The sequence below is a fragment of the Geobacter benzoatilyticus genome (assembly GCF_017338855.1).
GTDB classification, from domain to species: Bacteria; Desulfobacterota; Desulfuromonadia; order Geobacterales; family Geobacteraceae; genus Geobacter; species Geobacter benzoatilyticus.
On record NZ_CP071382.1, the window covers coordinates 2,450,050 to 2,471,503 of the forward strand.

General features: G+C 53.4%; 23 protein-coding genes. 7 read left to right on the forward strand and 16 right to left on the reverse strand.

The genetic code is table 11. The features are described from left to right. Positions 1-62 precede the first annotated feature (62 nt). Positions 63-1,475 (forward strand): sodium-dependent transporter, encoded by a 1,413-nt coding sequence (locus tag JZM60_RS11235; RefSeq protein WP_241426234.1) that lies wholly within the window; start codon positions 63-65, stop codon positions 1,473-1,475. Here JZM60_RS11235 and bioA read toward each other — a convergent pair. From bioA to JZM60_RS11250, 3 genes are all read right to left on the reverse strand, one after another. Continuing rightward, a complete protein-coding gene (gene bioA / locus JZM60_RS11240) occupies positions 1,472-2,749 on the reverse strand; it encodes an adenosylmethionine--8-amino-7-oxononanoate transaminase (RefSeq protein WP_207162551.1) in 1,278 nt (425 codons plus the stop codon). The genes JZM60_RS11235 and bioA overlap by 4 nt on opposite strands. Positions 2,750-2,873: 124 nt before the next feature. Beyond that, positions 2,874-3,521, reverse strand: coding sequence for a hypothetical protein (locus JZM60_RS11245; protein ID WP_207162552.1), 648 nt, complete (start codon positions 3,519-3,521; stop codon positions 2,874-2,876). Between the two features lie 203 nt (positions 3,522-3,724). Then, a complete protein-coding gene (locus JZM60_RS11250; protein ID WP_207162553.1) occupies positions 3,725-4,216 on the reverse strand; it encodes a double zinc ribbon domain-containing protein in 492 nt (163 codons plus the stop codon). 504 nt (positions 4,217-4,720) lie between these two features. On the opposite strand from JZM60_RS11250, the gene JZM60_RS11255 reads away from it, so the two are divergent. Further along, on the forward strand, positions 4,721-5,578 hold the full coding sequence (locus tag JZM60_RS11255; RefSeq protein ID WP_207162554.1) for a CvfB family protein: 858 nt from the start codon (positions 4,721-4,723) through the stop codon (positions 5,576-5,578). Positions 5,579-5,580: 2 nt separating this feature from the next. Beyond that, positions 5,581-6,063 carry a GreA/GreB family elongation factor gene (locus JZM60_RS11260; protein WP_207162555.1) on the forward strand — a complete coding sequence of 161 codons (483 nt, stop codon included), beginning with the start codon at positions 5,581-5,583 and terminating at the stop codon, positions 6,061-6,063. Positions 6,064-6,106: 43 nt separating this feature from the next. Here the strand turns inward: JZM60_RS11260 and JZM60_RS11265 are convergent, their stop codons facing one another. Beyond that, positions 6,107-6,259 (reverse strand): hypothetical protein, encoded by a 153-nt coding sequence (locus JZM60_RS11265; protein WP_207162556.1) that lies wholly within the window; start codon positions 6,257-6,259, stop codon positions 6,107-6,109. Between JZM60_RS11265 and JZM60_RS11270 the strand changes: the two genes are divergently transcribed. After that, positions 6,258-6,410 carry a hypothetical protein gene (locus JZM60_RS11270; RefSeq protein ID WP_207162557.1) on the forward strand — a complete coding sequence of 51 codons (153 nt, stop codon included), beginning with the start codon at positions 6,258-6,260 and terminating at the stop codon, positions 6,408-6,410. The two genes, JZM60_RS11265 and JZM60_RS11270, sit on opposite strands and share 2 nt — an antisense overlap. Here JZM60_RS11270 and JZM60_RS11275 read toward each other — a convergent pair. Further along, on the reverse strand, positions 6,407-6,607 hold the full coding sequence (locus tag JZM60_RS11275) for a cold-shock protein (RefSeq protein WP_207162558.1): 201 nt from the start codon (positions 6,605-6,607) through the stop codon (positions 6,407-6,409). The genes JZM60_RS11270 and JZM60_RS11275 overlap by 4 nt on opposite strands. 420 nt (positions 6,608-7,027) lie before the next feature. Here JZM60_RS11275 and JZM60_RS11280 point away from each other — a divergent pair, with 420 nt between their 5' ends. Together JZM60_RS11280 and JZM60_RS11285 are read left to right on the forward strand one after the other, a co-directional pair. Continuing rightward, positions 7,028-7,273, forward strand: a complete 246-nt coding sequence (locus JZM60_RS11280) for a DUF3553 domain-containing protein (protein ID WP_207162559.1) — start codon at positions 7,028-7,030, stop codon at positions 7,271-7,273. A 48-nt stretch (positions 7,274-7,321) separates the two neighbouring features. Beyond that, on the forward strand, positions 7,322-7,540 hold the full coding sequence (locus tag JZM60_RS11285) for a hypothetical protein (RefSeq protein ID WP_241426235.1): 219 nt from the start codon (positions 7,322-7,324) through the stop codon (positions 7,538-7,540). A 26-nt stretch (positions 7,541-7,566) separates the two neighbouring features. Here the strand turns inward: JZM60_RS11285 and JZM60_RS11290 are convergent, their stop codons facing one another. From JZM60_RS11290 to JZM60_RS16935, 10 genes are all read right to left on the reverse strand, one after another. Further along, on the reverse strand, positions 7,567-8,874 hold the full coding sequence (locus JZM60_RS11290; RefSeq protein ID WP_207162560.1) for a hypothetical protein: 1,308 nt from the start codon (positions 8,872-8,874) through the stop codon (positions 7,567-7,569). Between the two features lie 165 nt (positions 8,875-9,039). After that, positions 9,040-10,389, reverse strand: coding sequence for an alanine/glycine:cation symporter family protein (locus tag JZM60_RS11295; RefSeq protein ID WP_207162561.1), 1,350 nt, complete (start codon positions 10,387-10,389; stop codon positions 9,040-9,042). A gap of 525 nt (positions 10,390-10,914) precedes the next feature. Beyond that, a complete protein-coding gene (locus JZM60_RS11300) occupies positions 10,915-12,618 on the reverse strand; it encodes a methyl-accepting chemotaxis protein (protein ID WP_207162562.1) in 1,704 nt (567 codons plus the stop codon). A gap of 299 nt (positions 12,619-12,917) precedes the next feature. Then, positions 12,918-13,511, reverse strand: a complete 594-nt coding sequence (locus JZM60_RS11305) for a transposase (RefSeq protein ID WP_241426236.1) — start codon at positions 13,509-13,511, stop codon at positions 12,918-12,920. 100 nt (positions 13,512-13,611) lie between these two features. Further along, positions 13,612-14,463, reverse strand: a complete 852-nt coding sequence (locus JZM60_RS11310) for a transposase (protein ID WP_241426237.1) — start codon at positions 14,461-14,463, stop codon at positions 13,612-13,614. An 85-nt stretch (positions 14,464-14,548) separates the two neighbouring features. Beyond that, positions 14,549-14,797, reverse strand: a complete 249-nt coding sequence (locus JZM60_RS11315) for a DUF6904 family protein (RefSeq protein ID WP_207162564.1) — start codon at positions 14,795-14,797, stop codon at positions 14,549-14,551. A 70-nt stretch (positions 14,798-14,867) separates the two neighbouring features. Then, positions 14,868-15,512, reverse strand: coding sequence for a hypothetical protein (locus tag JZM60_RS11320; RefSeq protein ID WP_207162565.1), 645 nt, complete (start codon positions 15,510-15,512; stop codon positions 14,868-14,870). Positions 15,513-15,596: 84 nt separating this feature from the next. Further along, positions 15,597-16,595: a DUF4365 domain-containing protein gene (locus tag JZM60_RS11325; protein ID WP_207162566.1), complete on the reverse strand. Its 999-nt coding sequence runs from the start codon at positions 16,593-16,595 to the stop codon at positions 15,597-15,599. A 221-nt stretch (positions 16,596-16,816) separates the two neighbouring features. Next, complete coding sequence (locus JZM60_RS16930) at positions 16,817-17,032, reverse strand: glutaredoxin family protein (protein WP_241426238.1); 216 nt, start codon at positions 17,030-17,032, stop codon at positions 16,817-16,819. 15 nt (positions 17,033-17,047) lie between these two features. Continuing rightward, positions 17,048-17,209, reverse strand: coding sequence for a hypothetical protein (locus JZM60_RS16935; protein WP_241426239.1), 162 nt, complete (start codon positions 17,207-17,209; stop codon positions 17,048-17,050). Positions 17,210-17,423: 214 nt separating this feature from the next. Between JZM60_RS16935 and JZM60_RS11335 the strand changes: the two genes are divergently transcribed. Continuing rightward, entirely contained in the window at positions 17,424-19,442 is a 2,019-nt protein-coding gene (locus JZM60_RS11335; protein WP_207162568.1) for a methyl-accepting chemotaxis protein, read from the forward strand. Between the two features lie 98 nt (positions 19,443-19,540). Here JZM60_RS11335 and JZM60_RS11340 read toward each other — a convergent pair whose 3' ends face one another. Next, positions 19,541-21,373, reverse strand: coding sequence for a sulfatase-like hydrolase/transferase (locus tag JZM60_RS11340; RefSeq protein ID WP_207162569.1), 1,833 nt, complete (start codon positions 21,371-21,373; stop codon positions 19,541-19,543). Positions 21,374-21,454: the final 81 nt, after the last annotated feature.

A 21,454-nucleotide genomic window follows, 5' to 3' on the forward strand; every position in this document is an offset into this window, starting at 1 on the left:
AATGGGGACAAATGCGTTGACGTCCCCTCGGGGATGATTTAAAAGCCATATCTGAAATTCAAATGCCTTTTATACCAAATGAATCTGCCGTTGCAGACATCGGGAGCGTCATGACCCATCATCACCATCAGCACAAACCGAAACGTGGCCTCTGGACGAGCCGCCTGGGCTTTATCATGGCCTCGGCCGGGTCGGCCGTGGGACTGGGGAACATCTGGAAATTCCCCTATATCACCGGCATGCACGGCGGTGGGGCCTTCGTCCTCTTTTTCCTCTTCTGCATCGTTTCGGTGGGAATCCCGATCATGATTGCCGAGATGGCCATCGGCCGCCACACCCACAAGGACCCGGTGGGGGCCTTCCGCCGCCTGAAGGGGGGGCCGTGGACGCTGGTGGGGTGGATGGGGGTCATCGCAGGGTTCGTGATCCTCTCCTACTACTGCGTCGTGGCCGGTTGGGCCGTGGATTACCTCTGGCTCTCCCTCAAAGGGACCTTCGGCGGACGCCACGCCCAGGATGTGCCACTGATTTTCGGCAACCTCCTTGCCGACGATTGGGCGCAGGTGTTCTGGCAGGCGGTATTCATGGGAATGACGGTCCTGATTGTTCTGGGCGGGGTTGCCCGGGGGCTTGAGCGGGCCAACAAGATCATGATGCCGATCCTGTTCCTGATTCTGATAGCTCTTGCCATCCGTGGCGTTGCCTCGCCGGGCGGGGCCCAGGCACTGAGTTTTCTCTTCGCCCCCGACTGGGGAAAGCTGGACGCGCCCGCCATGCTGGAGGCCATGGGGCATGCCTTTTTCTCCCTCTCCCTCGGCATGGGGGCGATTCTGACCTACGGCAGCTATGCCGACGAATCGGTCAATATTCCCACCGTGGCTTTCACCGTGTCCGTCATGGATACCTTCGTGGCGATGCTGTCGGGCCTCGCCATGTTCCCCATCGTATTCACCTACGGCATGGAGCCGGCTGCCGGTCCCGGCCTCGTCTTCAAGACCCTCCCCATAATCTTCGCCCAGATGCCCGGCGGCTCCGTGATTTCCATCCTCTTCTTCATGCTTCTGGTTTTTGCCGCCCTCACGTCGGCCATCTCGCTCCTTGAGGTGGTGGTGGCCTACTACTGCGACGAGAAGAAATGGGACCGCCGGAAGGCGACGCTGGTCATGGGGTTCATCATCTTCCTGCTCGGCGTGCCGTCGGCCCTCTCCAACAACATGCTCAAGGACTATCCCGTCATCGGCGACCTGAACTTCCTCGACTCCATCGACATGGTCGCCACCAACTATCTCCTCCCCCTGGGGGGGCTCCTCATCGCCATTTTCACCGGCTGGGTCATGACCCCGAAGCTGGCCCGGGCCGAGGTGGAGAAGGGGAATATCCGCTTCCGCTTCTATGGGGCGTGGCATTTCCTCATCCGGTATGTGACGCCGGTGCTGGTGGCCCTGGTATTCATGAACAAGATCGGGCTGTTTTAAGGGGTAATGACGTTACATATCCCGTTGCAGAGCGCATCCAGCTCTTTGCCGGAGATGATGAACGGCGGCATGGTATAAACCAGCTTCCCGAAGGGCCGCAGCCAGATACCCTCATCCACGAACCGCTGCTGAATCTGCTCCATCTTCACCGGCTCCTTCATCTCCACCACACCTATGGCCCCCAGCACACGGACCTCCGCCACCGACTCCGCCTGCTGCAGCGGCAGCAGTTTTTCCCGCAGGGTTTTCTCGATAGTCAGAACTTTTTCCTGCCAGTTGTTTTGAAGCAGAAGCCTTGTGCTCGCCAGCGCCGTGGCGCATGCCAGTGGATTCGCCATAAACGTGGGGCCGTGCATGAAAACTCCGGGCGAGCCGTCTGAAATGGTATGGGCCACGTCCCTGGTGCAGAGGGTGGCGGCGAGGGTGAGATACCCGCCGGTGAGGGCTTTCCCCACGCAGATGATGTCCGGCGAGATGCCGGCGTGCTCGCAGGCAAAGAGCTTCCCGCTCCGGCCAAAGCCCGTGGCGATCTCGTCGGCGATGAGCAGGATGTCGTATTTCGTGCAGAGGCGGCGCACTTCCTTCAGGTAGTCCGGGTGATAGAAGCGCATCCCCCCGGCCCCCTGGACAATCGGTTCGAGGATGAAGGCGGCGATGTTCTCGTGGTTTTGGCGCAGGAATGCTTCCACCTCGGCGGTTTCCGCCGCGTCGAACGCATCGTGGAAGCCGGAACGGGGTGCGGGCAAAAAGTGCTGCCTGGCCAGGTTTTTGTTGAAAATCGCGTGCATTCCCGTATCGGGGTCCGAAACGGACATGGCATGCCAGGTGTCACCGTGATATCCGCTGCGGACGGTGACAAACCCGTGCTTCGAGCCGCACGAGCGGGAATGCCAGTACTGGAGCGCCATCTTCATGGCCACTTCCACCGCCACCGAACCCGAGTCGCTGAAAAAGACATGCTCAAGGCCGGCCGGCACGATGTCGATGAGCAGGCGCGCCAGTTCCACGGCCGGTTCATGGGTAATCCCGCCGAACATCACATGGGACATGCGGGAGATCTGGGCGGTCATGGCGGCATTGATCGCCGGGTGGTTGTAGCCGTGGATGGCGGACCACCAGCTCGACATGCCGTCAATGAGGCGCCGCCCGTCCATCAATTCAAGGTAAACCCCCTCGGCTTTTGCCACCGGATAGCACTTGAGGGCTTTCGTGGCCGATGTGTAGGGGTGCCAGATGTGCGCCCTGTCGAAATCGAGAAGCTCTTGTTCGGTCATGTTCCTCAAACTCCAGATGAATGGTTATTACGGGAAGCATCAGTGTACCATGGCCTGACGCGGTTGGGTGGCAGGGAATGCGGTAATTGCTATTGATTGACGTGCTGCCTTTGAGCCGAGAGCGCTAGCAAGACGGTTCCTGTGGAGCGATGTTCTCGCCAACTGACTTCCAACGTTCATTCTCATTTAGAGTTGTTTGGTACACCTTCAGTTTCGGCATCCCAGATACTTCCTGAATGATTTTCTTCGTTGAGGCGACAATTGTCTTTGGCATCCATGGGCTTAATACGACTCGTGCAATCATGGATGCTTGAAATGGAATATCAAATGATTTCATTTTGTCTGTAGGACATTCATAAATTAGCCGGTATTCTTGCTCATCTCGGAAGCCGTATCTTTTGATGAATGGAAGCTCTTCCAACTTTGGTGCAGTAGTTTCCATTTCTTCTAATGTTCGGTAATCTACAATTCTGTGGCGAAGCTTCCGAATGCTGTGAATACTCTCGAGAAATTCATCTTTTTTTATACGAATGCAGACCCCGCTCGTTCCTGGCGCAAAAACCTTCCAGTGATGGTACGTTTCCTCCGCCTCGGCGAAACAAAGTGCTAGCACAGAGGCGAGATTTCTCTTCTTTTTGTAGGTTGTTAGAAAAAAGGCGTCGTTTTTGTCGTCCCATTTTTCAGGGTCCAGCAGAGTCAGATTTTGGGTCTTTAGGAGATGGAGCAAAATCGGGAGGTCAGTATACCTTCGAAGAAGGTTGGCGTTATCCATGTAGTCCCTTTCCGTGTATAAACAAGATACTTACTCTCGTGCTCCATATGGTTAGCTGCTCTTGTCTCTAATCATTTAGATAGAACTGCGTTAGATATTCTTGTCACTATTCGTAATTTCGGGGGCACTATATTTATTCTAACTATCTCCGAAATACTAATTCAGTATGATGACCACCAAATTCACACATATTGCCGATGTGGCTAAAGAGTTTCGAGGTCAAGGTCACAATCTGGACAAATTAAATGTTCTTCCGGGTATCTGGTGCCACATTTAGTGCAAATTTTGGGATAAGGAACTACTTTCCCCTGTTCTTCTGCCTCAACCTCTGTGGGTTGAATGTAGGCCGGTAAATCTCTGTTGCAAAATCGACATATCACAGCGTCTTCTTTGATTAGTTCCGCGCAAAATGGACATTTACGGTGATAGTTTGTATAGGTTGAAAGCGGCTCTATTTTGCCTTCTTGGAGAGTTCCTGCTACAAATAAAATAACACCAATTATTGTTGCAATCCCTGATACCAACATGGCATTACGGCGGTCTTCTATTAATCCAATATTGTTCACAGTCATTGACGGAACCTCAATTCCGTAACCTAAAGATTTGCTTTCAGTTGTAACTGTAGTGTTCATGCTATACGAAAAACACAATCCGAGTAAGCCTAGTACGATGATAATCAAGCCAACTTGTTTCATAACTCCTCCGTTTGGTAGTGTTGTAATTAACTTCTTTCCAACTCATCATTGACAATATCCGGCGGTCGTCCACCTTGCTGCAACTGAACCAAAACCTAGGTAACTATTTCATATCTATCCGTATTATGACCGACTCCAGAACGCAGAAATGTTCCGTTCGGTCCGTTGAATGTTTCTGTCCATACCAATAAAAGAGCGGTGATGTCCGCGAGGGCTCATGGTAAATGTCTTCCAATTATTCCGCACTATAGGACGGCATGGCTTTTCTGTCAAAAAAGAATATTCAGGGATAAAAAGGCTGGGTTATAATGGAATTGCGTCTGTTTTGCGTCAAAAAACAAGTCGTCAGCCCTTGAAAAAGAACTTTGATCCCAGTTTAAATAGCATCGTCTTCACTTTTAAGTGCGGTTTCAACTTTCTCCTACGCCCGCCCCGAAGTCCCATGTTATTCTGCATAAAGATTTTTTCTGGAAATGACTTATGGATACACCCCCGGAGGGATATATGGAAAATAGCGAACAACCCGGACTCTGTCGTCTGCATACCCTGAGGGTTGCCCGCGTTGACAACCAAGGCGTCTGGCTGGAGGCGGGGACGCGGATGGCGCGCCTCCCCAGGCGGGAGGCCCCCGAGGCGGCGCCCGGCGAGCAGCTGGAGGTGTTCCTCTATCAGGACGCGACGGGAGAGCTGCAAGCCACCTGCCGTCTTCCGCTGGCGCAGGCCGGGGAGTTTGCGTTGCTGACGGTCAAGTCGGTTGGTTCCCACGGGGCTTTTCTCGATTGGGGCCTGCCAAAGGACCTGCTGGTGCCCTATAGCCTTCAGCCCGAGCGGATGGAGGCGGGCCGAAGCTACGTGGTGAAGGTCGATATCGACCCCCAGGGGCGCCCCTTTGCCAATGCCCGCATCGATGACTGCCTTGACCGCGGGCTTCCCGGTCTCCGTGAAGGTGATGCCGTTACCCTGCTAGTCTGGCAGTTCACCGACCTGGGGGCCAAAGTCATCGTCAATAATCGATTCCCTGCGCTCCTCTACCGGGATGAACTGCCGGACGGAGCCATTGCCGGCCTTCAGCTCTCCGGCTATGTGAAGCGTCTGCGCGAGGACGGCAAAATGGATGTGACCCTCCGCAAGGTGGGGGCAGAAGCGGTGTCTGACGCCAGGGAGATCATCCTCAAGGCGCTGGCTGCCCATGGCGGCACGTTGCCGCTCCATGACAAAAGTGCCCCGGAGGACATCGAAAAGATTCTGGGCATGAGCAAGAAGACCTTCAAGAAGGCGGTGGGGGGGCTTTACAAGGATGGCCTGGTGACCCTTGCCGATGGGGGTGTCGCGCTGACAGGGAAAGGCCCGGCCCGTCCGTAGCCATGACAAAAGAACAGCTGCGGCACCGGATTACAGCACTACTAAATGCCGATCTTGCGGTCCTCTCCAGCGCTTCCCGGTTTGCGCACGAGGCGGCGACCCACGAAGAGTGCATTCCCGACAATAAATACGATACCACGGCCCTGGAGGCATCCTACATCGCCCAGGGACAGGCCAACCGCGCCCAGGAGATCCGGCACGCGCTAGAACGCTACCGGTTGCTTGAGTTGCGAGAGTTCGACGACGAGACGCCGATCCGGATGACGGCTCTGGTTGTCCTGGAGGATGAGGAGGGAGCTTTGAAGCGTATCTTTCTGGGCCCGGAAGCGGGTGGCCTCAAAATCACCGACGGGGGAGAGGATATCGTTGTCATTACTCCGCAATCGCCCCTGGGGAGTGCCTTGATAGGCAAGGTTGCCGGTGACGAGTTGCAGGTGGGCATCGGGGGGGCGCGAAAGGCCTTCACGGTTGTCGAGGTCTGCTGAGGGGGGGGTAACAGAAGGAGGCCGACCAGCAGGCCGCCCGGTTCTATTCGATTACGTCCTCTTGGGAGAGTTGGTCGGGAGCGGGTTCGGATGCGAGGTCTTTTTTGGCCAGTTTGCGTTGCAGTTTTTCATCATTCTTTTTCTTCCGCTCTAACTCTTTCTGCCGTTTCTGAAACTGAAAATTGGGTTTTGCCATGGGGGAACTCCTGCGCGAACTGGAAGAGGACCGGTTCGATCGTGAAGGGGAGGGTGCCTCGATTTCTTGCCTGGGACACCGGGAATCTCCGGAACAAAAAAGCCCCGAGGTTTTCCCGGGGCTTTTCAAGTCTGCTGGAGACTGCTGTTAGACTCTGGTTACGTTTGCTGCCTGGAGGCCTTTCGGGCCCTTGGTGATTTCAAACGTTACCCTATCGCCTTCGGTAAGGGATTTGAATCCGTCACCCGTAATGGCGGAGAAATGGCAGAATACGTCCTCACCATTATCCTGCTCGAGAAATCCAAAACCCTTGCTGTCGTTGAACCATTTTACCGTACCGTTTACCATGTTCGTACTTTCTCCTGATGCTTCTTGTTGTTTTTGTCCGGCATCATGCCGAATCTTGTTTCGACAGTAACAGCTTTGTTCTGATAAAGTCAATCAATTATATTTTAGCGAGCAGGGCTTGCGTTAATTTAATAATCAGGTCCGATGAATTTGTATATGGCGACACCTCTCATTAGTTTGATTCCATAATTGCGAAATATTGCTTCAATCGTGAACATTGTCAGGCACATTCAGGATATTGCTATTATTGCGGCAATTGAAAATTGTCAAGATTACTTGCTAATCCAGAACCTTATCGTATAATATGGAAGTTAGTTTTTGCAGCATTGGCAATTTTCGAGGGTTTTGTTAGTCCGTGCAGGTTTATGGGTAGGTGGTTATAGCTCATTAACCTCAACAAAAAGAAAGCGGTATGAGACAATGACTATCAAAGTCGGCAGCATTGTAAGTCACACGAGAGGCCAGGAATGGGGCGCAGGTAAGGTTCTTGAAGTAACGTCCACATTGGCGATGATCCAGTTCAGCGACGGCAAAAAACGGAAGATTGCCGTATCCCACTTCAGTACATTGGAACCCGCTGCTCCCGGTTCTTATTTGCCTCCCACAGAAGTGCCTGTCGAGGCCAAGCCTGCCCGGGCACCCAGGGCAACCAAGAAGAAAAAATAATCGCTTTAGCAATAATGGAACAGCATGCTTACTTGAAAGGGCGGCCGATTGGCCGCCTTTTTTTGTCTCTGCGTACATCGCTACCATGGACTGAGATCGTTCACCCTGGTGGGGCCGGTGCTGGCCGTGCGTCCCTACTGCCACAACGACAACTACTGGCAGGTCTATTTCGACGGCAACCGCATCATCCGCGAGGCCTTGGCAGAGGCCGGGTTCCCTGCACCAATGCCGGCCCAACTGGTGATGGTGCAAAATCCGCAGGGGTGAGGCGTTAATTCCCCTGTTTCAACTTTTTAGTTCGTCTCATTAACCGGAATCATGACCTGTGGCATGTTGATCGCCGGGTAAAAAATTTCATCTATTCGGCTAAATAAAGTGACGTCAAACTTGTAAAATGCGGCACTGTCAGGCACGCCGTGTGTGGCGTTATAGTCGGCTATAATGCTGTCCAGCCTGCATGACAGCCCTGGATCAGGCAAAACCGTACAATCGGCTCTGTCATCGAACCCCGGCCTGAACGTGTAATTCGGAATCAGTGTGATGGGCGTGACAATGTATGTAGGCCGGTCTTGAAATGAAATCGGTGTTGCCAGGGATACGCTAATTCTCATATTTACTTGAGGCTCTAAAGACAATGGATCGTAGATGTCCACGAGAGGCTTGGTGACGGTAGAAAAAAACTTTGCCAAATGGGATGCCGGCGACCCGGTCGGGAATTCATTACTATAGCCCAGGAAGAGTTCTGATTCAATGGTGACAGAAGGCCGTATTGGAGTGAACGTGGTCGCGGCCGGGGCAACCTGAGCCGGCGGCTTGAACGCCATTGAAGTTTGAATATTTGCTTCCCGCAGTACATCCAGGCCAACAACGGAAAGATGCCTTGTGGTTCCATCAAGGGCAACAGATGCCGTTGGCGCGCCCGCCGTGTTAGGGGTGACAGTGGCGGTTATTTGCCCGCCAACGTTCGTCTCGCTTATGGTGTAGCTGTAAACCTGCGTTCCCAGGGTTTCATCGGCGGGGGAAATGTTCAGATCGAGATTAGTCTGGAGCGAACAACCATCCGGCGGAAGAACGGATGATTCATAATCCAGTTGATACGTCCACTGGCCCACCGTGCTGAGCGGGCCCCATTGCACATAACCGGATTGAGACATCTGGCTCAAGAGGACTGGTGTATCGAAGGGCGTGAACCAGGGCTCCACCCTGTTGTGATTCCGGTCCCAGGCCGCCAGCGTCATATTGTTGTAATTGGTTGTTTGGCCGTTGGCAGGGTTCGTTACAGCACCTGACATCAGGTAAAGCCCACCCGGTTGGCAAGTATTGGCGGCAGGAACATACTGAAGGTTGAGGGTGAAGTCCCGGCATGTGGAGTTGTTGTTGAGAGTGAAAATTCCGGCCGTCTGTGTCGAAAGAGGCTGCGAATTGCAGAGGGTAGTGCCTTCGTAAATATCAATTTTGGGTGGATCAGAATAATCAGGGTGAAACAACCTGATGCCCACCGTCAGTTGATCGAGGTTGGACTGAAAATCGTAATAAGGCCGTTGGGCAGGCAGTCTCGGAGAAGAATCTGCAGAATCATTACCGCAGGAAATTATGCTCATCGCAGATGCAAAAGTCGCCGTTATCAGGACAAGGTTATGAAAAGAAATCAAAGTGAAAGTCCTTTTGTTCGCAATTCCGGATAGAATTTCCGGGCATGATAGCAATCGCGATTGAGCAGTTTCCTGCAGCAATCGATAGTTGAAGGTCTTATTGTACCAGCTATCCTACGCATGCCGCGTTTTTCGATCTCCGAGAAAGCGATTTGTTTCTGCCACGATTACTCCCGACAGCCCAAGTAGGCCTATGAGGTTAGGGATTGCCATCAGGCCGTTCATTACGTCGGCAAAGTTCCATACCAGTTCGAGTTTGACCGCCGCACCGACAGCAACGCAGAGAGAATAGACGAGACGGTAGGGGAGGAGCGCCTTCACCCCCCAGAGGTATTCCATGCATTTTTCACCATAGTAGGCCCAGCCGAGAATCGTGGAATAGGCGAAGAAAATGATGCCAAACGAGACGATGAACCCTCCAAAGTTCCCCGGGAGACCGATATCGAACGCGGACCGGGTCAAGGTGGTGACCGCTGCCCCCGAATGCCAGGCTCCGGTGACGATCAGAACTAGACCGGTCATTGAGCAGATGATTATGGTGTCGATGAACGTGCCGGTCATGGAGACAAGCGCCTGCTCGCACGGTTCATTAGTCTTGGCGGCAGCGGCGGCGATCGGTGCACTGCCGAGGCCCGATTCATTGGAAAAGACCCCACGGGAGACACCCTTCTGGATGGCCAGCATGACCGTCGCACCGAGAAACCCTCCGGTTGCGGCGGTGCCGGTGAAGGCATCCCGGAAGACAAGGGCAAGAGCACCCGGCACTTCACCGGCGAAACGGACGAGAATGAAAAGGCATCCGCTTACATAGACCACGGCCATCACGGGGACCAGGACAGCGGAAACGCTACCGATCTTCTTGACGCCGCCGAGGATAACCGCCGCCGTGCAGACCGTCAGGACAACCCCTGTGAGTATCTGGCTCACTCCCAAGGCATCGTGGAGGTTGGCGGCGATGGCATTTGCCTGAACCATGTTGCCGATCCCGAATGATGCCAAGGCTCCGAAGAGCGCGAACAGGACTCCGAGCCATTTCTGCCCCAGCCCCCTCTCCAGGTAATACATCGGCCCCCCCGCCATCTCGCCGTTGGCATCCACCACCCGGTACTTAACCGCCAGCACCCCCTCGGCATACTTCGTTGCCATGCCGACGGCAGCGGTCAGCCACATCCAGAACAGGGCGCCGGGACCGCCGATGGTGATGGCCGTAGCAACCCCGATGATGTTGCCAGTACCAATAGTGGCGGCCAGAGCAATCATCAGGGCCTTGAAGTGGCTGATATCCCCGGCTTCATTTGATTTCGGCCGGGCAAAGGTTTCGCGCAGGGCATGCCCGAGCATAGTCACCTGGATGCCGCGTAAGCGGACGGTGAGGAGCACGCCGGTGCCGACCAGGAGAACCAGCAGAGGAACCCCCCAGATAAAGCTGCTTGCTGATGCGAAGAAGCTGGTTAACTGTTCCACGATTCACCTCTCAGAAAATGTCCGGCCGTGAGAGCCCTGTCCTGTCAGGCGGGGCCACCTCTATGCGTGATGTGCCACACCTGCCCCGGTATGTAGTGCCTGTTCGCTCGTGCAATCTTCTTAAATGCTCGCTTTTAACGGTGAAAAGGTGGTTCTAAGGGAGAAATGAGCCCCAATATTTGGAGAAAACAACGGTGTGTCAGTTGCTTAGCTTGGTCCGACTACGGACGAACTTATTTCATTGTTTTTGACATTTAGCAGATAGTTCAGAATATTTGAAACTAAAAGTCGAGGTATATGCGAAGTGGTAAAGTAAGTTCCAAGAGATGTGCCGGACTTGAGCTGCCGAAATTCAGGAGACTCTATCCCGAAATTCCGATGCCAAAACTTATCATGGATGTCCCCGGAATTCATTGAGACTGGATGGAGTACGCATAACAAGTAAGACAAAGGCCGTCCGGGAGATCCGGGTGGCCTTTGTCTTGAACTGCGTGGCGTAGCGAGTGAGCTGTAGGCGAGGTGATATTATGCCGCTCGGGCGGTGAGGCTAAGGGTCATCCCCTGGAGTTCATCGGCCAGACGTGCGAGTTCCGATGCCTCGGCCGCCGACTCTTGGGCACCGCGGGCGGTGAGGCTGACCACTTCGTTCACTTGACCGATATTGTGGCGCATCTCCCGGACGGACGACTGCTGTTCGTCGACGGTCAGGGCTATCCGCTCAACAAGGGCGGTGACCGAGGCGATGGTAGCGGTCATATTCTGAAGCGCTTCGCCGGAACGAACTGCCGCCTCCTGGCCGCACCGTGCTTGGCTGGCCCCGGTCTCCATCAGCCGGACAACTGCTTTGGTTTCCGCCTGTACTGCCCGGATCATTGCGGCAATTTCCTTGGTTGCCGTCATGGTTTTTTCCGCCAGCGACCGCACCTCGTCGGCGACAACGGCAAAACCCCGGCCGCGGTCACCGGCCCGGGCAGCCTCAATGGCAGCATTGAGAGCAAGGAGGTTGGTTTGATCGGCGATCCCCTCTATCGTCCCGACTATCTCGCCGATTTTCTCCGAGAGGTTGCCGAGGCTGACCACCGACTCCGCCGCCCGGTTGACCTCAGCGGCAATGGTGTGCAGAGCCTCGACGCTGTCGCCGATGATCTGTTCCCCCTCCAACAACTGCCGGTTGGCTTGACGGACTTCATCAGTGGCGACTGAGCATTTCTCAGCAATGGCCGCAGCTCCTCCCGCCATACTATCGCTGGAGAGCGCCGCCTCCTCCATCTGCCGGGCAGCGGTGGCAGTGCCGCCGGCGATGCCGCGGGATGTCTCGTCGAGCCGGCCGGCAGACCGACCGAGTCGGACCGACCCGTCAGTGATGGCGGCTATCAGCGCCTGGAAACGGTCGCCCATTTCGTTGACCGCCGCCGTCAGCAGATGAATCTCGTCACGAGCATCGACAGTGACGGTACCTTCGAACCGTGCGCTCAGTTCGCCCTGTTTCAGTCGTTCAACAACATTGCGCAGTCGAGCAAGCGGTCGAGCCAAACCAGCGATCAGCAGTGAAGCTGCGGCTATGGCGATCAGAATACCGCAGACGGCAACGGCACTATTGATAATGAAACCGAAGCGCGACCGCCAAGTATTGAGGGCGTTACGTGCCTTCGCATCAGCAGTGAATCCCGCTTCGATGGCCCGCAGGTTATCATGAATCCGATCGTTGACTTCACCGGCCACATTCCGGAGGATATTGATCGCCTCGTCAGTCTGCCCCTGCCGGGCAAGTTCGATCACTTTCTGACGAAAAGAGGTATAGAGGACCAGGTCGGCTCTCACCTGTCGGTACAGCGCAATTAGCTGGGGGGTATCAACAAAGGGGCGGATGTCGCGGAGCCCGTCGCTCACCTGTTTATCCTCGGAAGCGAGTTTAACGAGGATCTCGTCCTGAACATACGGTGCCTGCTCGATCACCAGATCGCGCACCAGTGCCTGGCCGGTTTCGAAGGCGCTGCGCAATGCGGAAATGCGGCTGATAGAAACAAAATTTCGTTCGTACATCGTCGCGCCGCGACCGCTGATATCGACGATGATCCATGTGCTGCACAGAGCTGCGGTGACCGCACCGCCGGTGACCACGGCGAAGACGGCGACAATTTTTGTGGCGATTGAGCAGCGACGATAGGAATCGAAGAGCCGGAACCGTGTCGGCCGACGCGACGACACTTGCTGCGGAAAGAGCGGCATAGGCATTCCTTTCACAGTGGGATATCGAACTGATAGGCGCACTGTAAGGAACTAATATGGCAATGCTGTTACAGTGGGGAAAAAGGGGGGAGAAATTAGGCCATCGACGAGAGAGTCCTCTGCTGAGAAGTGAGTTCCGACACACGCGAAAATTCCGGGGACATTCATGTTAAGTGTTTGGCGGGGTCGGGGGCGGACCAAGCGAATAGCCAGTGCAACCACCGACGCCGGTCTTTGGCAAATTTAAGGAGGTCCGTAATTCCGGGGACACCATACTTATAATTCCGGGGACACCATACTTAATTGCCTTTCCCCTTCGGCCCCGGCTTGCCCCGCCTAAGCGGACGGTCCAAGAACGTCTCCAATCTATCGACAAATCCCTCTGATCCAAGCGGTCTGCCGGTGCGTTCATGTTTCCTGATTTCGTTGATCTGTTCTTCGTCAGCCGATCCAGCCAGAAACAACCGCCAATCTCCCGCCAGTTCCAAAAGTGGTGCTACGGTGACCAACCCATCATCCGCTGCAGCCAGGTGCGCCTGTGCACTACTCCACGGCCAGGAGGCTGCATCTTCCACCAGGCCGGCAACAACAGGATTCATCTCCACATAACGGGCAGCAGCCAGAAGATGGGTCTCGTCCATGGGAAAGGATGCAAAGCGTCCTTGCCAGAGGTGCCCCCGCCAGTTGTTCCGAAAGTTGATCATCCGGCTGTAGCGACGATGGGCCTCGCCGATGCCGCGACGCAGTGAGTCTTCACTTTCGGGAACGGCAATCAGGTGCACATGGTTCGGCATCAGGCAATAGGCCCAGATGTCAATTGAGCACTTACGGCACCATTCGGCCAATAGGGAAATATAGGCGCGGTAGTCGTCGTCGCCGAAGAAGGTTTGCATTCTCCGGTTGCCCCGTTGGGTAATGTGGTGGGGAATGCCTGATGCTATGACTCGAGCAATTCTTGCCATAGTTGAAATCTAATGAATTGATTAGAGATCGTCAAGAAATAATTAAGTATGGTGTCCCCAGAATTCCTGTCAAAACCGGCTGTTTACCTTTGGCTCTTAGCTCTTTGGCCTCTGTAGCCCTGATCTTGTCTATCGCCTTACCGAAATGCGTCATCAGATGAAAGCGGTCGATGATGTGCATTGCCTTTCCGGCAGCTTCCGCCGCTATCCGGAGATAGGGTTGCCACAGATCACTGCAAATGAAGGCCAACGCGGAAGTGTGCTCAGTGCCGAACTCTTTGAAAAACTGCTTCAGTGTTTTGCCGGTCCGCTCTTTGCCGACCCACAGCAGTCGTCGGCAACCGTTGTCGATCTGGTAGACCAGGGTAAGATACTTGTGTCCCCTTTTCCAGGCGATCTCGTCGATGCCGATTGCGGTGACATTCCCGAGGTCACGATGGGCAAGTCCCCAGGCGACCGCCATTTTGACCGAGCGGAAGACATTGTCCCAACTGGTCTTAAAGACAACGGAAGCCTCTTTCCAGGAAAGCCGTTTGGCCCAACTGGCCAAGAACCAAGCATACGTTGTCGTCAAATGGTTCTTGCCATCAGCCCAAGGAATCCGTTCAACCTTGACGCCGCACCGAGGGCAAGCGACACGGCGCATGGCATAGAGGAAGAAAACAGCAATACCCCATAAAGGGACGAACTCAAAGCGGCGCTGCTGCAATGTGTCATAGCCTGGCCCGGGCTGGCCGCACTTACTGCAGACAGGTCGGCTTCTCTTACGGGCGTGGATCTCGATTTCAAGAACCGGTTGCTTCCCTCGATCATTCCAGTGGGCAGCGCCATAGACAAAACCTGGATGCAATTGGACCCGGTTCAGGATAGACTTAAGCAGCATTCCGTCCTCCTTGTCTAGCTTTGGTTTTCTTGGTCGAAACCCATTCTGCCAGACTTGAGACGGGATGCACTTTTTTGGGCGCCGCTCATACTAGGCCGAGGCCATTTTTACCCACAGATTCTGCTGAAGAGCCAAATTTATGGACCTCCCTGTCTCCCTGATAACAATGTCGCACTTCATAAGCGAGAGCGAGAACAGTTTCTTGAACATGGCCTGTAAATGGTGCATCGTCTCCAGAAAGGGTATGAATTGTCTCATAAAGGGCATCTAGATCCCAATAATCACCGTACAACACCACTCCAGCCCCCTTGGGGGTAGGTTCCATTCTTAGCATTTTCCCTTCTCCTTCTGTTCAACGGGCTGGGGGCGCACCAGCGCGTTAGCGTCTGTGTGCCGCCGCCTGGTTATGCGCCTGTCAACAGGCCGAATCCTGCACCGATCAATGCTTTTAACGTATCCATGTTTAGGTTTTCTGCTCGCAGTTTGTCGAGCTTTTGCTTTAGCGTAGGTGCATCTGCCAAGATGCGTTCAGAAACCTCATGATCAGCAATATGTGCTCGAACGATTCTATCGAACTCATCATTAGCTCTATCCGCGTGTTCCATGATAAGTTCCAGCAACCTGCCAGCTGATATTTTAAGCACTTCGCTATTCAATGTATATTCAGCATGGTGGCCTCTCGCCTTCAGGAAGTTCTCAAGTTCTCTTTTCTCAACCGGGTCCTCAAGAGATATCTCGATTTTCCCTTCCGCTAAAGCAGCATATTGTTCGCTATGTATCAGGCGATCTACAATCCGACTCAGCACAGCATGAGAATTAATTTGTTCGTGCCGTAACGCAGAGGTTAGTCGCAATGCTTTGATCTTTGATTCAGGAACGCCGAAGTTGTTCGCCAATTCATAGTTTGATTTGCCACGGTAATCACTTGACTTAAGCAGGAAGTGAAATACGAAGAGATCAATCTCACGTTTAGGGAGACTTCCTAGCCCCATTGAAAGATACAAAGCCATGAATCGGTCTGCAAAGTCTTGCTTTTCATCTGGTGTCACGCATATCTCCTTTGTGCATAACGTGGTCGAGGCGCACCGGCGAAGCGAAGCGGAGACCGTGTGCCGCCGAGTGGTTGGGCATTGTCAGCCCACTGCATCAACGGCCGGAACCGCATCAATGCTTGGTGCGATGATCCCACCGGATACTTTTTGACCTTTTATTTCGTCTACAAACTTCATGATCTCATCAAAATCTGGTGGTGCAGATGCAAAATCCATATTAACAAACCGCTCATGGAACAAATATGGACGATTGTGACAAAGGCTACACAATACTTCTTGCCCTCGCGGAGTCACTGGAGATATGAAAATTGGCACCATCTGTCGGTCCTCCCAGTCTATAAGATATTCTGAGAGGTCGTAGTAGATCAAATTTTGAGAAATAAGAAACCGGATGTAGTTATTCAAAAAGCCGAATTCCTCAGCCCCAAAAGACATTGAGTACCGTCCGTTTGATTTTCGATCGATAATGTCGAATAGTAGATTTAATGAGAAGTATAGTTTATTGCCAACATCCGTTAGGCCTAAGCCGAAAAGTTCAAGAAACGTAACATCAACATTCCCGAACGCCTTTACGTTCTGAGTTAATTCATGGATGATTTCGTCAGTGTCCCGAAAGATTTTAGTAGCAAAAGCGAATCCTTCAACTAGATCATCTTTGCTGGCTACGTCGAGATTGTTTGTTAGTGGGATTTTGATTCGTTTCTCGCCGGCATTTTCAGGTGATCGATAAAATCTCCTCGCATCGATCCACAGCGTCAAATCGGTTGCTGGGTTATGAAGAAACAGGATGACTGGAACAGGGAAGTTCCCCCAGTAATGCCGGTGCTTTTCCTCTGGCGTAAAGTATACGTACCCTTCGTCGTGACTCTCAAAGTATGAGCAGCCTGATTTGACCTGCGCCGCAACGATCGAACCTGCGCATGTTCCATCATCATTAACAAGTTCGATCTGCCCATCTATGCCAACGTCGGTATTCCTGGTTTCGCGCCATATGAACCGCTTTAAAGTCAGTTTATGCTCAACAGCACAGACACCAAGACGTTCTGTGAATTGATTTTCAGTTACCTTTGGTAAATTCATTGCTTTTCCTTGCTCAACTAGTTATTAGTAGGTTTTCCTATATAAGAAACTTGTTTCTTATATAGGAAACCACAATGGTTTCTTATATAGGAAACTTACCGTCTCTTGCTTCCCTTTGTAATCCCTCTGTGATCTTCACTTCAAACCATTACCACAAAATCCGCCGATAGAGCGGCGACCACAATTCCCCTTAAGAGTACCATTGCCTCCGGACATCAACCTTACGGGACGGAGGGCGGAGATACGCCCAGTTCCCGCAGCGCCTGTTCGATGGCGGGAATGTCGCACCCGTCGATGATCCGTTTGCCGTCATCGAATACGATCAGCGGGACGATGTCGCCATGGTAGCGCTCGCGCCATTCCTTGCGCGCTTGCCGGTCGGTGCGGATGTCTCGTTTTATGTGGGGGATTCTTTTGCTGGTGAAATAACTTTCCACCTGGGAGCAGTAGGGTCAGCCGCTGCCGACGAAGATGGTGATGGCTGGATAGGGGGCAGTGCCGGTGGGGGATGTAGAGGCCGCGGCGCAGCCAAGAAGAACAGTGGCGAGCAGGACGAGGGCAAGCGCCGTTATCCTGGTGATCTTTCCGCGCGGTGGGGCAGTGAAGGGGGGCATCGGGTATTCTCCCATATCCCATGCAGTAATGGGCCAATCCTACCAGCCGGCTGCGAGACAAGCAACAGGCAAAAGTGAATTCCGGAGCAAAGAGGTAATGTGTGATTAATTTAATAAAAATTATTAAAGAAATAACTGCCTGCTCCGATACATGTTCTAACAAGCAGATGCCAACGCAGCGTTAGATCATCTAAACTGCTGACAGGAGCCTGCCATGAACAACTGTAGCATGAAGAAGAAACTTGCCGTGATTGTGCTTATCGGGTGGGTTGCTCTGGGGCTGAACTCGCTTCTCGGTCTCATGGGGATGAAGCATGCCAATGAGGGGATGCATGAGCTTTACGCGGACCATCTCACCAGCTCCCATCAGCTGACTAATATCATGGACCTGCTGCACATGAGCCGGACTCAGCTTCTACTGGCCCTTCAGCATGACCCCAACGGCGTCTTTGCCAAGATGCACAATCATCCCACGGAAATGCACCTGGATAATGTCCGGAAAAACTTTGACGAACTGAACGGTTTGCTGGACAAGTTGGCCAACGGCACCGGAGAAGATGAGTCGAAAAAACTGAAAGAAGCGTTCCTTGCATCCTGCAAAAATTTGCTGAACGAGGGGATGATTCCGGTTGCCCAGGCGGCAAAGCAGCAGGATTTTCACAGCGGCGGACTTCTTACGCTGCAAAAGATAAATACCATGTTCCCCGAAACCGAGAAGGCTGCCGACCTGGTCCTGGCCCATGAACTCGAAGCCGCCCAAAATGCCTATACCCACGGCGTTGAGGAGTATCGGGAGAAAACCGTAACAATGGGGGTTGCCCTGTTGCTGTCGATATTGTTCACCGGAGGGATCAGCTACCTGATAATCAGGGCGATAGCACGGCTCACCGAACGGCTGACGCAGGCGGCAGATGTCATTGCAAATGGCGATTTGACCCACCGCATCAACAGCGAGTGCCACGACGAGCTGGGAAAGGTTGCCCATTCGTTCGATGCCATGGCCGACACCATTACGGGATTGATCTCCACTACCCAGAAGGCGGTTCTCAAACTTGCCGCCTCAACAAAGCAGTTTTCCGGGTCAACCAACAGGATTGCCGCAAATACCTCGAACATGGCTGACCAGGCCATTATCATCGCAACTTCCAGCGAGGAGATGTCGGTGACTTCGGGAGAAATAGCCCAGAACTGCAGCATGGCGGCGCAAGGCGCGCAGTTTGCCAATGACCGGGCCACGGCCGGGGCGGAAGTTGTCCGGCAGACCATTGCCGGCATGGAGAAAATTTCGGAACGGGTCAAGGAGACTGCCCGGACCGTGGAGTCCTTGGGTGAGCGCAGCGACCAGATTGGCGAGATTGTGGAAACGATTCAGGATATCGCCGACCAGACCAATCTCCTGGCGCTTAATGCCGCCATTGAAGCGGCCCGGGCGGGAGAGATGGGGCGGGGGTTCGCGGTGGTGGCCGATGAGGTGAGGGCTTTGGCTGAACGGACAACCAGGGCGACCAGAGAGATCAGCGAGATGATCCATGCGATTCAATCTGAAACAAGAGGGGCAGTGAAGTCGATGGAAGAAGGTGTTCAGGAGGTTCATGAGGGGACGTCGCGGGCCGCCAGATCAGGCGAAGCGCTGGGCGAGATCCTGAACCAGATTGATCTGGTGTCGTCGCAGGTCAATCAGATTGCGACCGCCGCTGAGCAGCAGACCGCCACCACGACCGAAATTTCTTCTAAAATCCAGGAGATAAACAGTGTTGCGCAGAACGCCTCGGCGACGGCCCATTCCGGGGCGCTTGCCGCCACAGAGCTGGCGGCGCTTGCCGAAGACCTGCAAACCATGGTCCGCCGGTTCAAAACGCCGGGAAGCGAACTGTTCATCCTTGAACTGGCGAAAAACGACCACAAGCTATTCGTGGAGACGGTTGAGCAGATAGTGGAGGGGCTCATGAGCATGGAGGCCTCTCAATTGGCGACCCACAAGACCTGCCGTTTCGGCAAATGGTACGAAGGCGAGGGGAAAGAGCTGTGCGGCCACCTGTCGGCCTTCAAGAGCATCGAGATCCCCCATGAGCGTATTCATGCCCTTGCCCGGGAGATCGTGACCGTTGCCAAGTCGGGACAGCAGGACAAGGCCGTCAGCATGCTTTCGGAACTCATGGACCTGTCAGGCCAGATCAGCTCCATGATTGATGCGTTGGAAAACGAGGCCAACAGGAGCAATCAAGGCCATTGATTATGCAGGCTTTTGGGGGCTGGTCACCGGGCTATGCGTAGAAGAATCTCAGGATTTGCCCGGAATTTCGGACCCCCGGAATTTCTGTCGGGTTATTTTCAGTTGTATTGCGATTCGGTCAAAACCTGAAAAATGGTCTGTCGCATGTTTGCCACCAGGGTGCTGCCGTTGACCGGGTTGTCGTTAAGGTTTGTTGCCAGGTTTTCATGCTGTGTGGTGGATTTGTAGGGGATCACGAGTTTGCCGTAGTCGTTGATCAGGCCGATGTCGCTCCAACTGGCTACAATAATATTGCGATGATCCTGAGGTGCCGACAAGTCGATCCCCTGACTGTAATCTTTCACCTGATTCTGTACGCCCAGACGTTTTAGAATGGTTGGTACAACATCCATGTGACTGGTTCGCATTGAAATGGTCTTGGCCGTGCTTCCCGGCATCCAGGCAACCATGGGTACCCGGACCTGCCAGTCAGTAAATGCTGAATTATGCCCCCAACGGCCACGTTCCATGAATTCCTCGCCATGGTCACCCGTGATGATGACCAGCGTGTTGTTCAGGTCTCCGGATTTTTGCAGATACTCCACTATTCGTTGCAACTGTGAATCAATGCTATGCGCGGCATTCTCGTAACGTGCCTTCAAGCCTTTGATCTTCGACGCAAGATCCTCCCGGGATAGGCCTGCATAATCCAGCGTAGTGGCATAATTCGGGTTGATTGCGGCTTTGTTCGGAAAGGAATAGCGCGCATGGGTCGCTTCGTAGAACATGAATCCGAAATACGGCTTTGCAGGGTCGCGATGCTTGATGCTGTCAATCAGGGCGGAGGTGTTGGCTTCATCGCGCATCCATGGTTCGCCGTTATTGTTCTCAACGAGTTTATCTTTGGGGATTTGACTGAAAATGGTCAGGTCAAACTCAGGATAGGTGAATTTCGCACTCGTATAGATAAAATATTGGTAGTTATAGTCTTTGAGTACATCAAAAAACACCGGCCCCTTCCGATTGCGCAGGAACGTATCCCAGTTGTTGCCGGAAATGCCGTAAAACAGGGCAAAAAGACCTTGCCTGGTGCCATTCCCCCCGGAATAATGCGCCGTGTAGTTCCACCCCCGTTTGGCAAATCTGGACATGTTAGGCATGACCTCGGGATTCAACATGTCCCAGCGCAGCGATTCCGAAACGAGAACCAGAATGTTAAATGGCCTGGCATTTTTCGACATCGCCAGTGGTTGTCTCGGATATTTGAGCTGTTTTTGGTTTTGCTTCATCTGTATGGCTGAAGATTTTTTGACCTGTATTCCCAACCGGTTCAAGAAAGAATTCATTTTGGTCGGCTGATACAAAGGCAAGGCAGAGCCGCGCGAGAGCACCGGTTCATAGAGCTCTGCTCGACTGTATCCGTAAACACCGCGTTCCGTCACTGTGGCCACAAAGAACAAAAGGATTACCCATTTGGCGGGGATGCGGACACGGCTCAGCTTGAGCGACAACAGCAGCCCGGAAAGGTGAATGGCTGCCAAGGCAGTCATATAGCCGATAACAACCGTGGGATTGGTTTGATCTGCCCCCAGGGACTCTATCCCTCCGCGGCTTGTCAGCAAGTTCCACACGAAGCCGTTAATGTGAAACCCGTACAGGTCATACAGCTTGTCGTCGAAAAATACGAACAAATGGCAGAGAACTGAAAGCGTGACAGCTGAACCAATAGCTGCAGCACGCCATTTCCTGAGCAGCCAATACGCGATGATAGCCGGGAATTGATATATGAGGCCATAGGTGGCCACTGCCAGCAGAGAGTGGAGTTGATCCCGCAAGGTATCGTTGGGGATCCCGTGAAGAAAACCGGTGCAGAGGAATACACTGAACAGCCAGCTACAGACGAAATAGACTGACATATTTATTTTCATCGGAGTTGTATTGTGATTGCTCATTCGTTGCTCCGAAGGGAAGATTTGAATTTTTTCAGCTTTTAGCGGGTTGTTTTTTCTCTATTGTCACCTGCCTATAACTTA

Coding starts and splice junctions, on each gene's coding strand:
- JZM60_RS11235 (WP_241426234.1), top strand. CDS start 63: ATGCCTTTTATACCAAATGAATCTGCCGTTGCAGACATCGGGAGCGTC.
- bioA (WP_207162551.1), bottom strand. CDS start 2,749: ATGACCGAACAAGAGCTTCTCGATTTCGACAGGGCGCACATCTGGCAC.
- JZM60_RS11245 (WP_207162552.1), bottom strand. CDS start 3,521: ATGGATAACGCCAACCTTCTTCGAAGGTATACTGACCTCCCGATTTTG.
- JZM60_RS11250 (WP_207162553.1), bottom strand. CDS start 4,216: ATGAAACAAGTTGGCTTGATTATCATCGTACTAGGCTTACTCGGATTG.
- JZM60_RS11255 (WP_207162554.1), top strand. CDS start 4,721: ATGGAAAATAGCGAACAACCCGGACTCTGTCGTCTGCATACCCTGAGG.
- JZM60_RS11260 (WP_207162555.1), top strand. CDS start 5,581: ATGACAAAAGAACAGCTGCGGCACCGGATTACAGCACTACTAAATGCC.
- JZM60_RS11270 (WP_207162557.1), top strand. CDS start 6,258: ATGGGGGAACTCCTGCGCGAACTGGAAGAGGACCGGTTCGATCGTGAA.
- JZM60_RS11265 (WP_207162556.1), bottom strand. CDS start 6,259: ATGGCAAAACCCAATTTTCAGTTTCAGAAACGGCAGAAAGAGTTAGAG.
- JZM60_RS11275 (WP_207162558.1), bottom strand. CDS start 6,607: ATGGTAAACGGTACGGTAAAATGGTTCAACGACAGCAAGGGTTTTGGA.
- JZM60_RS11280 (WP_207162559.1), top strand. CDS start 7,028: ATGACTATCAAAGTCGGCAGCATTGTAAGTCACACGAGAGGCCAGGAA.
- JZM60_RS11290 (WP_207162560.1), bottom strand. CDS start 8,874: ATGAGCATAATTTCCTGCGGTAATGATTCTGCAGATTCTTCTCCGAGA.
- JZM60_RS11300 (WP_207162562.1), bottom strand. CDS start 12,618: ATGCCGCTCTTTCCGCAGCAAGTGTCGTCGCGTCGGCCGACACGGTTC.
- JZM60_RS11305 (WP_241426236.1), bottom strand. CDS start 13,511: ATGCAAACCTTCTTCGGCGACGACGACTACCGCGCCTATATTTCCCTA.
- JZM60_RS11310 (WP_241426237.1), bottom strand. CDS start 14,463: ATGCTGCTTAAGTCTATCCTGAACCGGGTCCAATTGCATCCAGGTTTT.
- JZM60_RS11315 (WP_207162564.1), bottom strand. CDS start 14,797: ATGCTAAGAATGGAACCTACCCCCAAGGGGGCTGGAGTGGTGTTGTAC.
- JZM60_RS11325 (WP_207162566.1), bottom strand. CDS start 16,595: ATGAATTTACCAAAGGTAACTGAAAATCAATTCACAGAACGTCTTGGT.
- JZM60_RS16935 (WP_241426239.1), bottom strand. CDS start 17,209: ATGCCCCCCTTCACTGCCCCACCGCGCGGAAAGATCACCAGGATAACG.
- JZM60_RS11335 (WP_207162568.1), top strand. CDS start 17,424: ATGAACAACTGTAGCATGAAGAAGAAACTTGCCGTGATTGTGCTTATC.
- JZM60_RS11340 (WP_207162569.1), bottom strand. CDS start 21,373: ATGAGCAATCACAATACAACTCCGATGAAAATAAATATGTCAGTCTAT.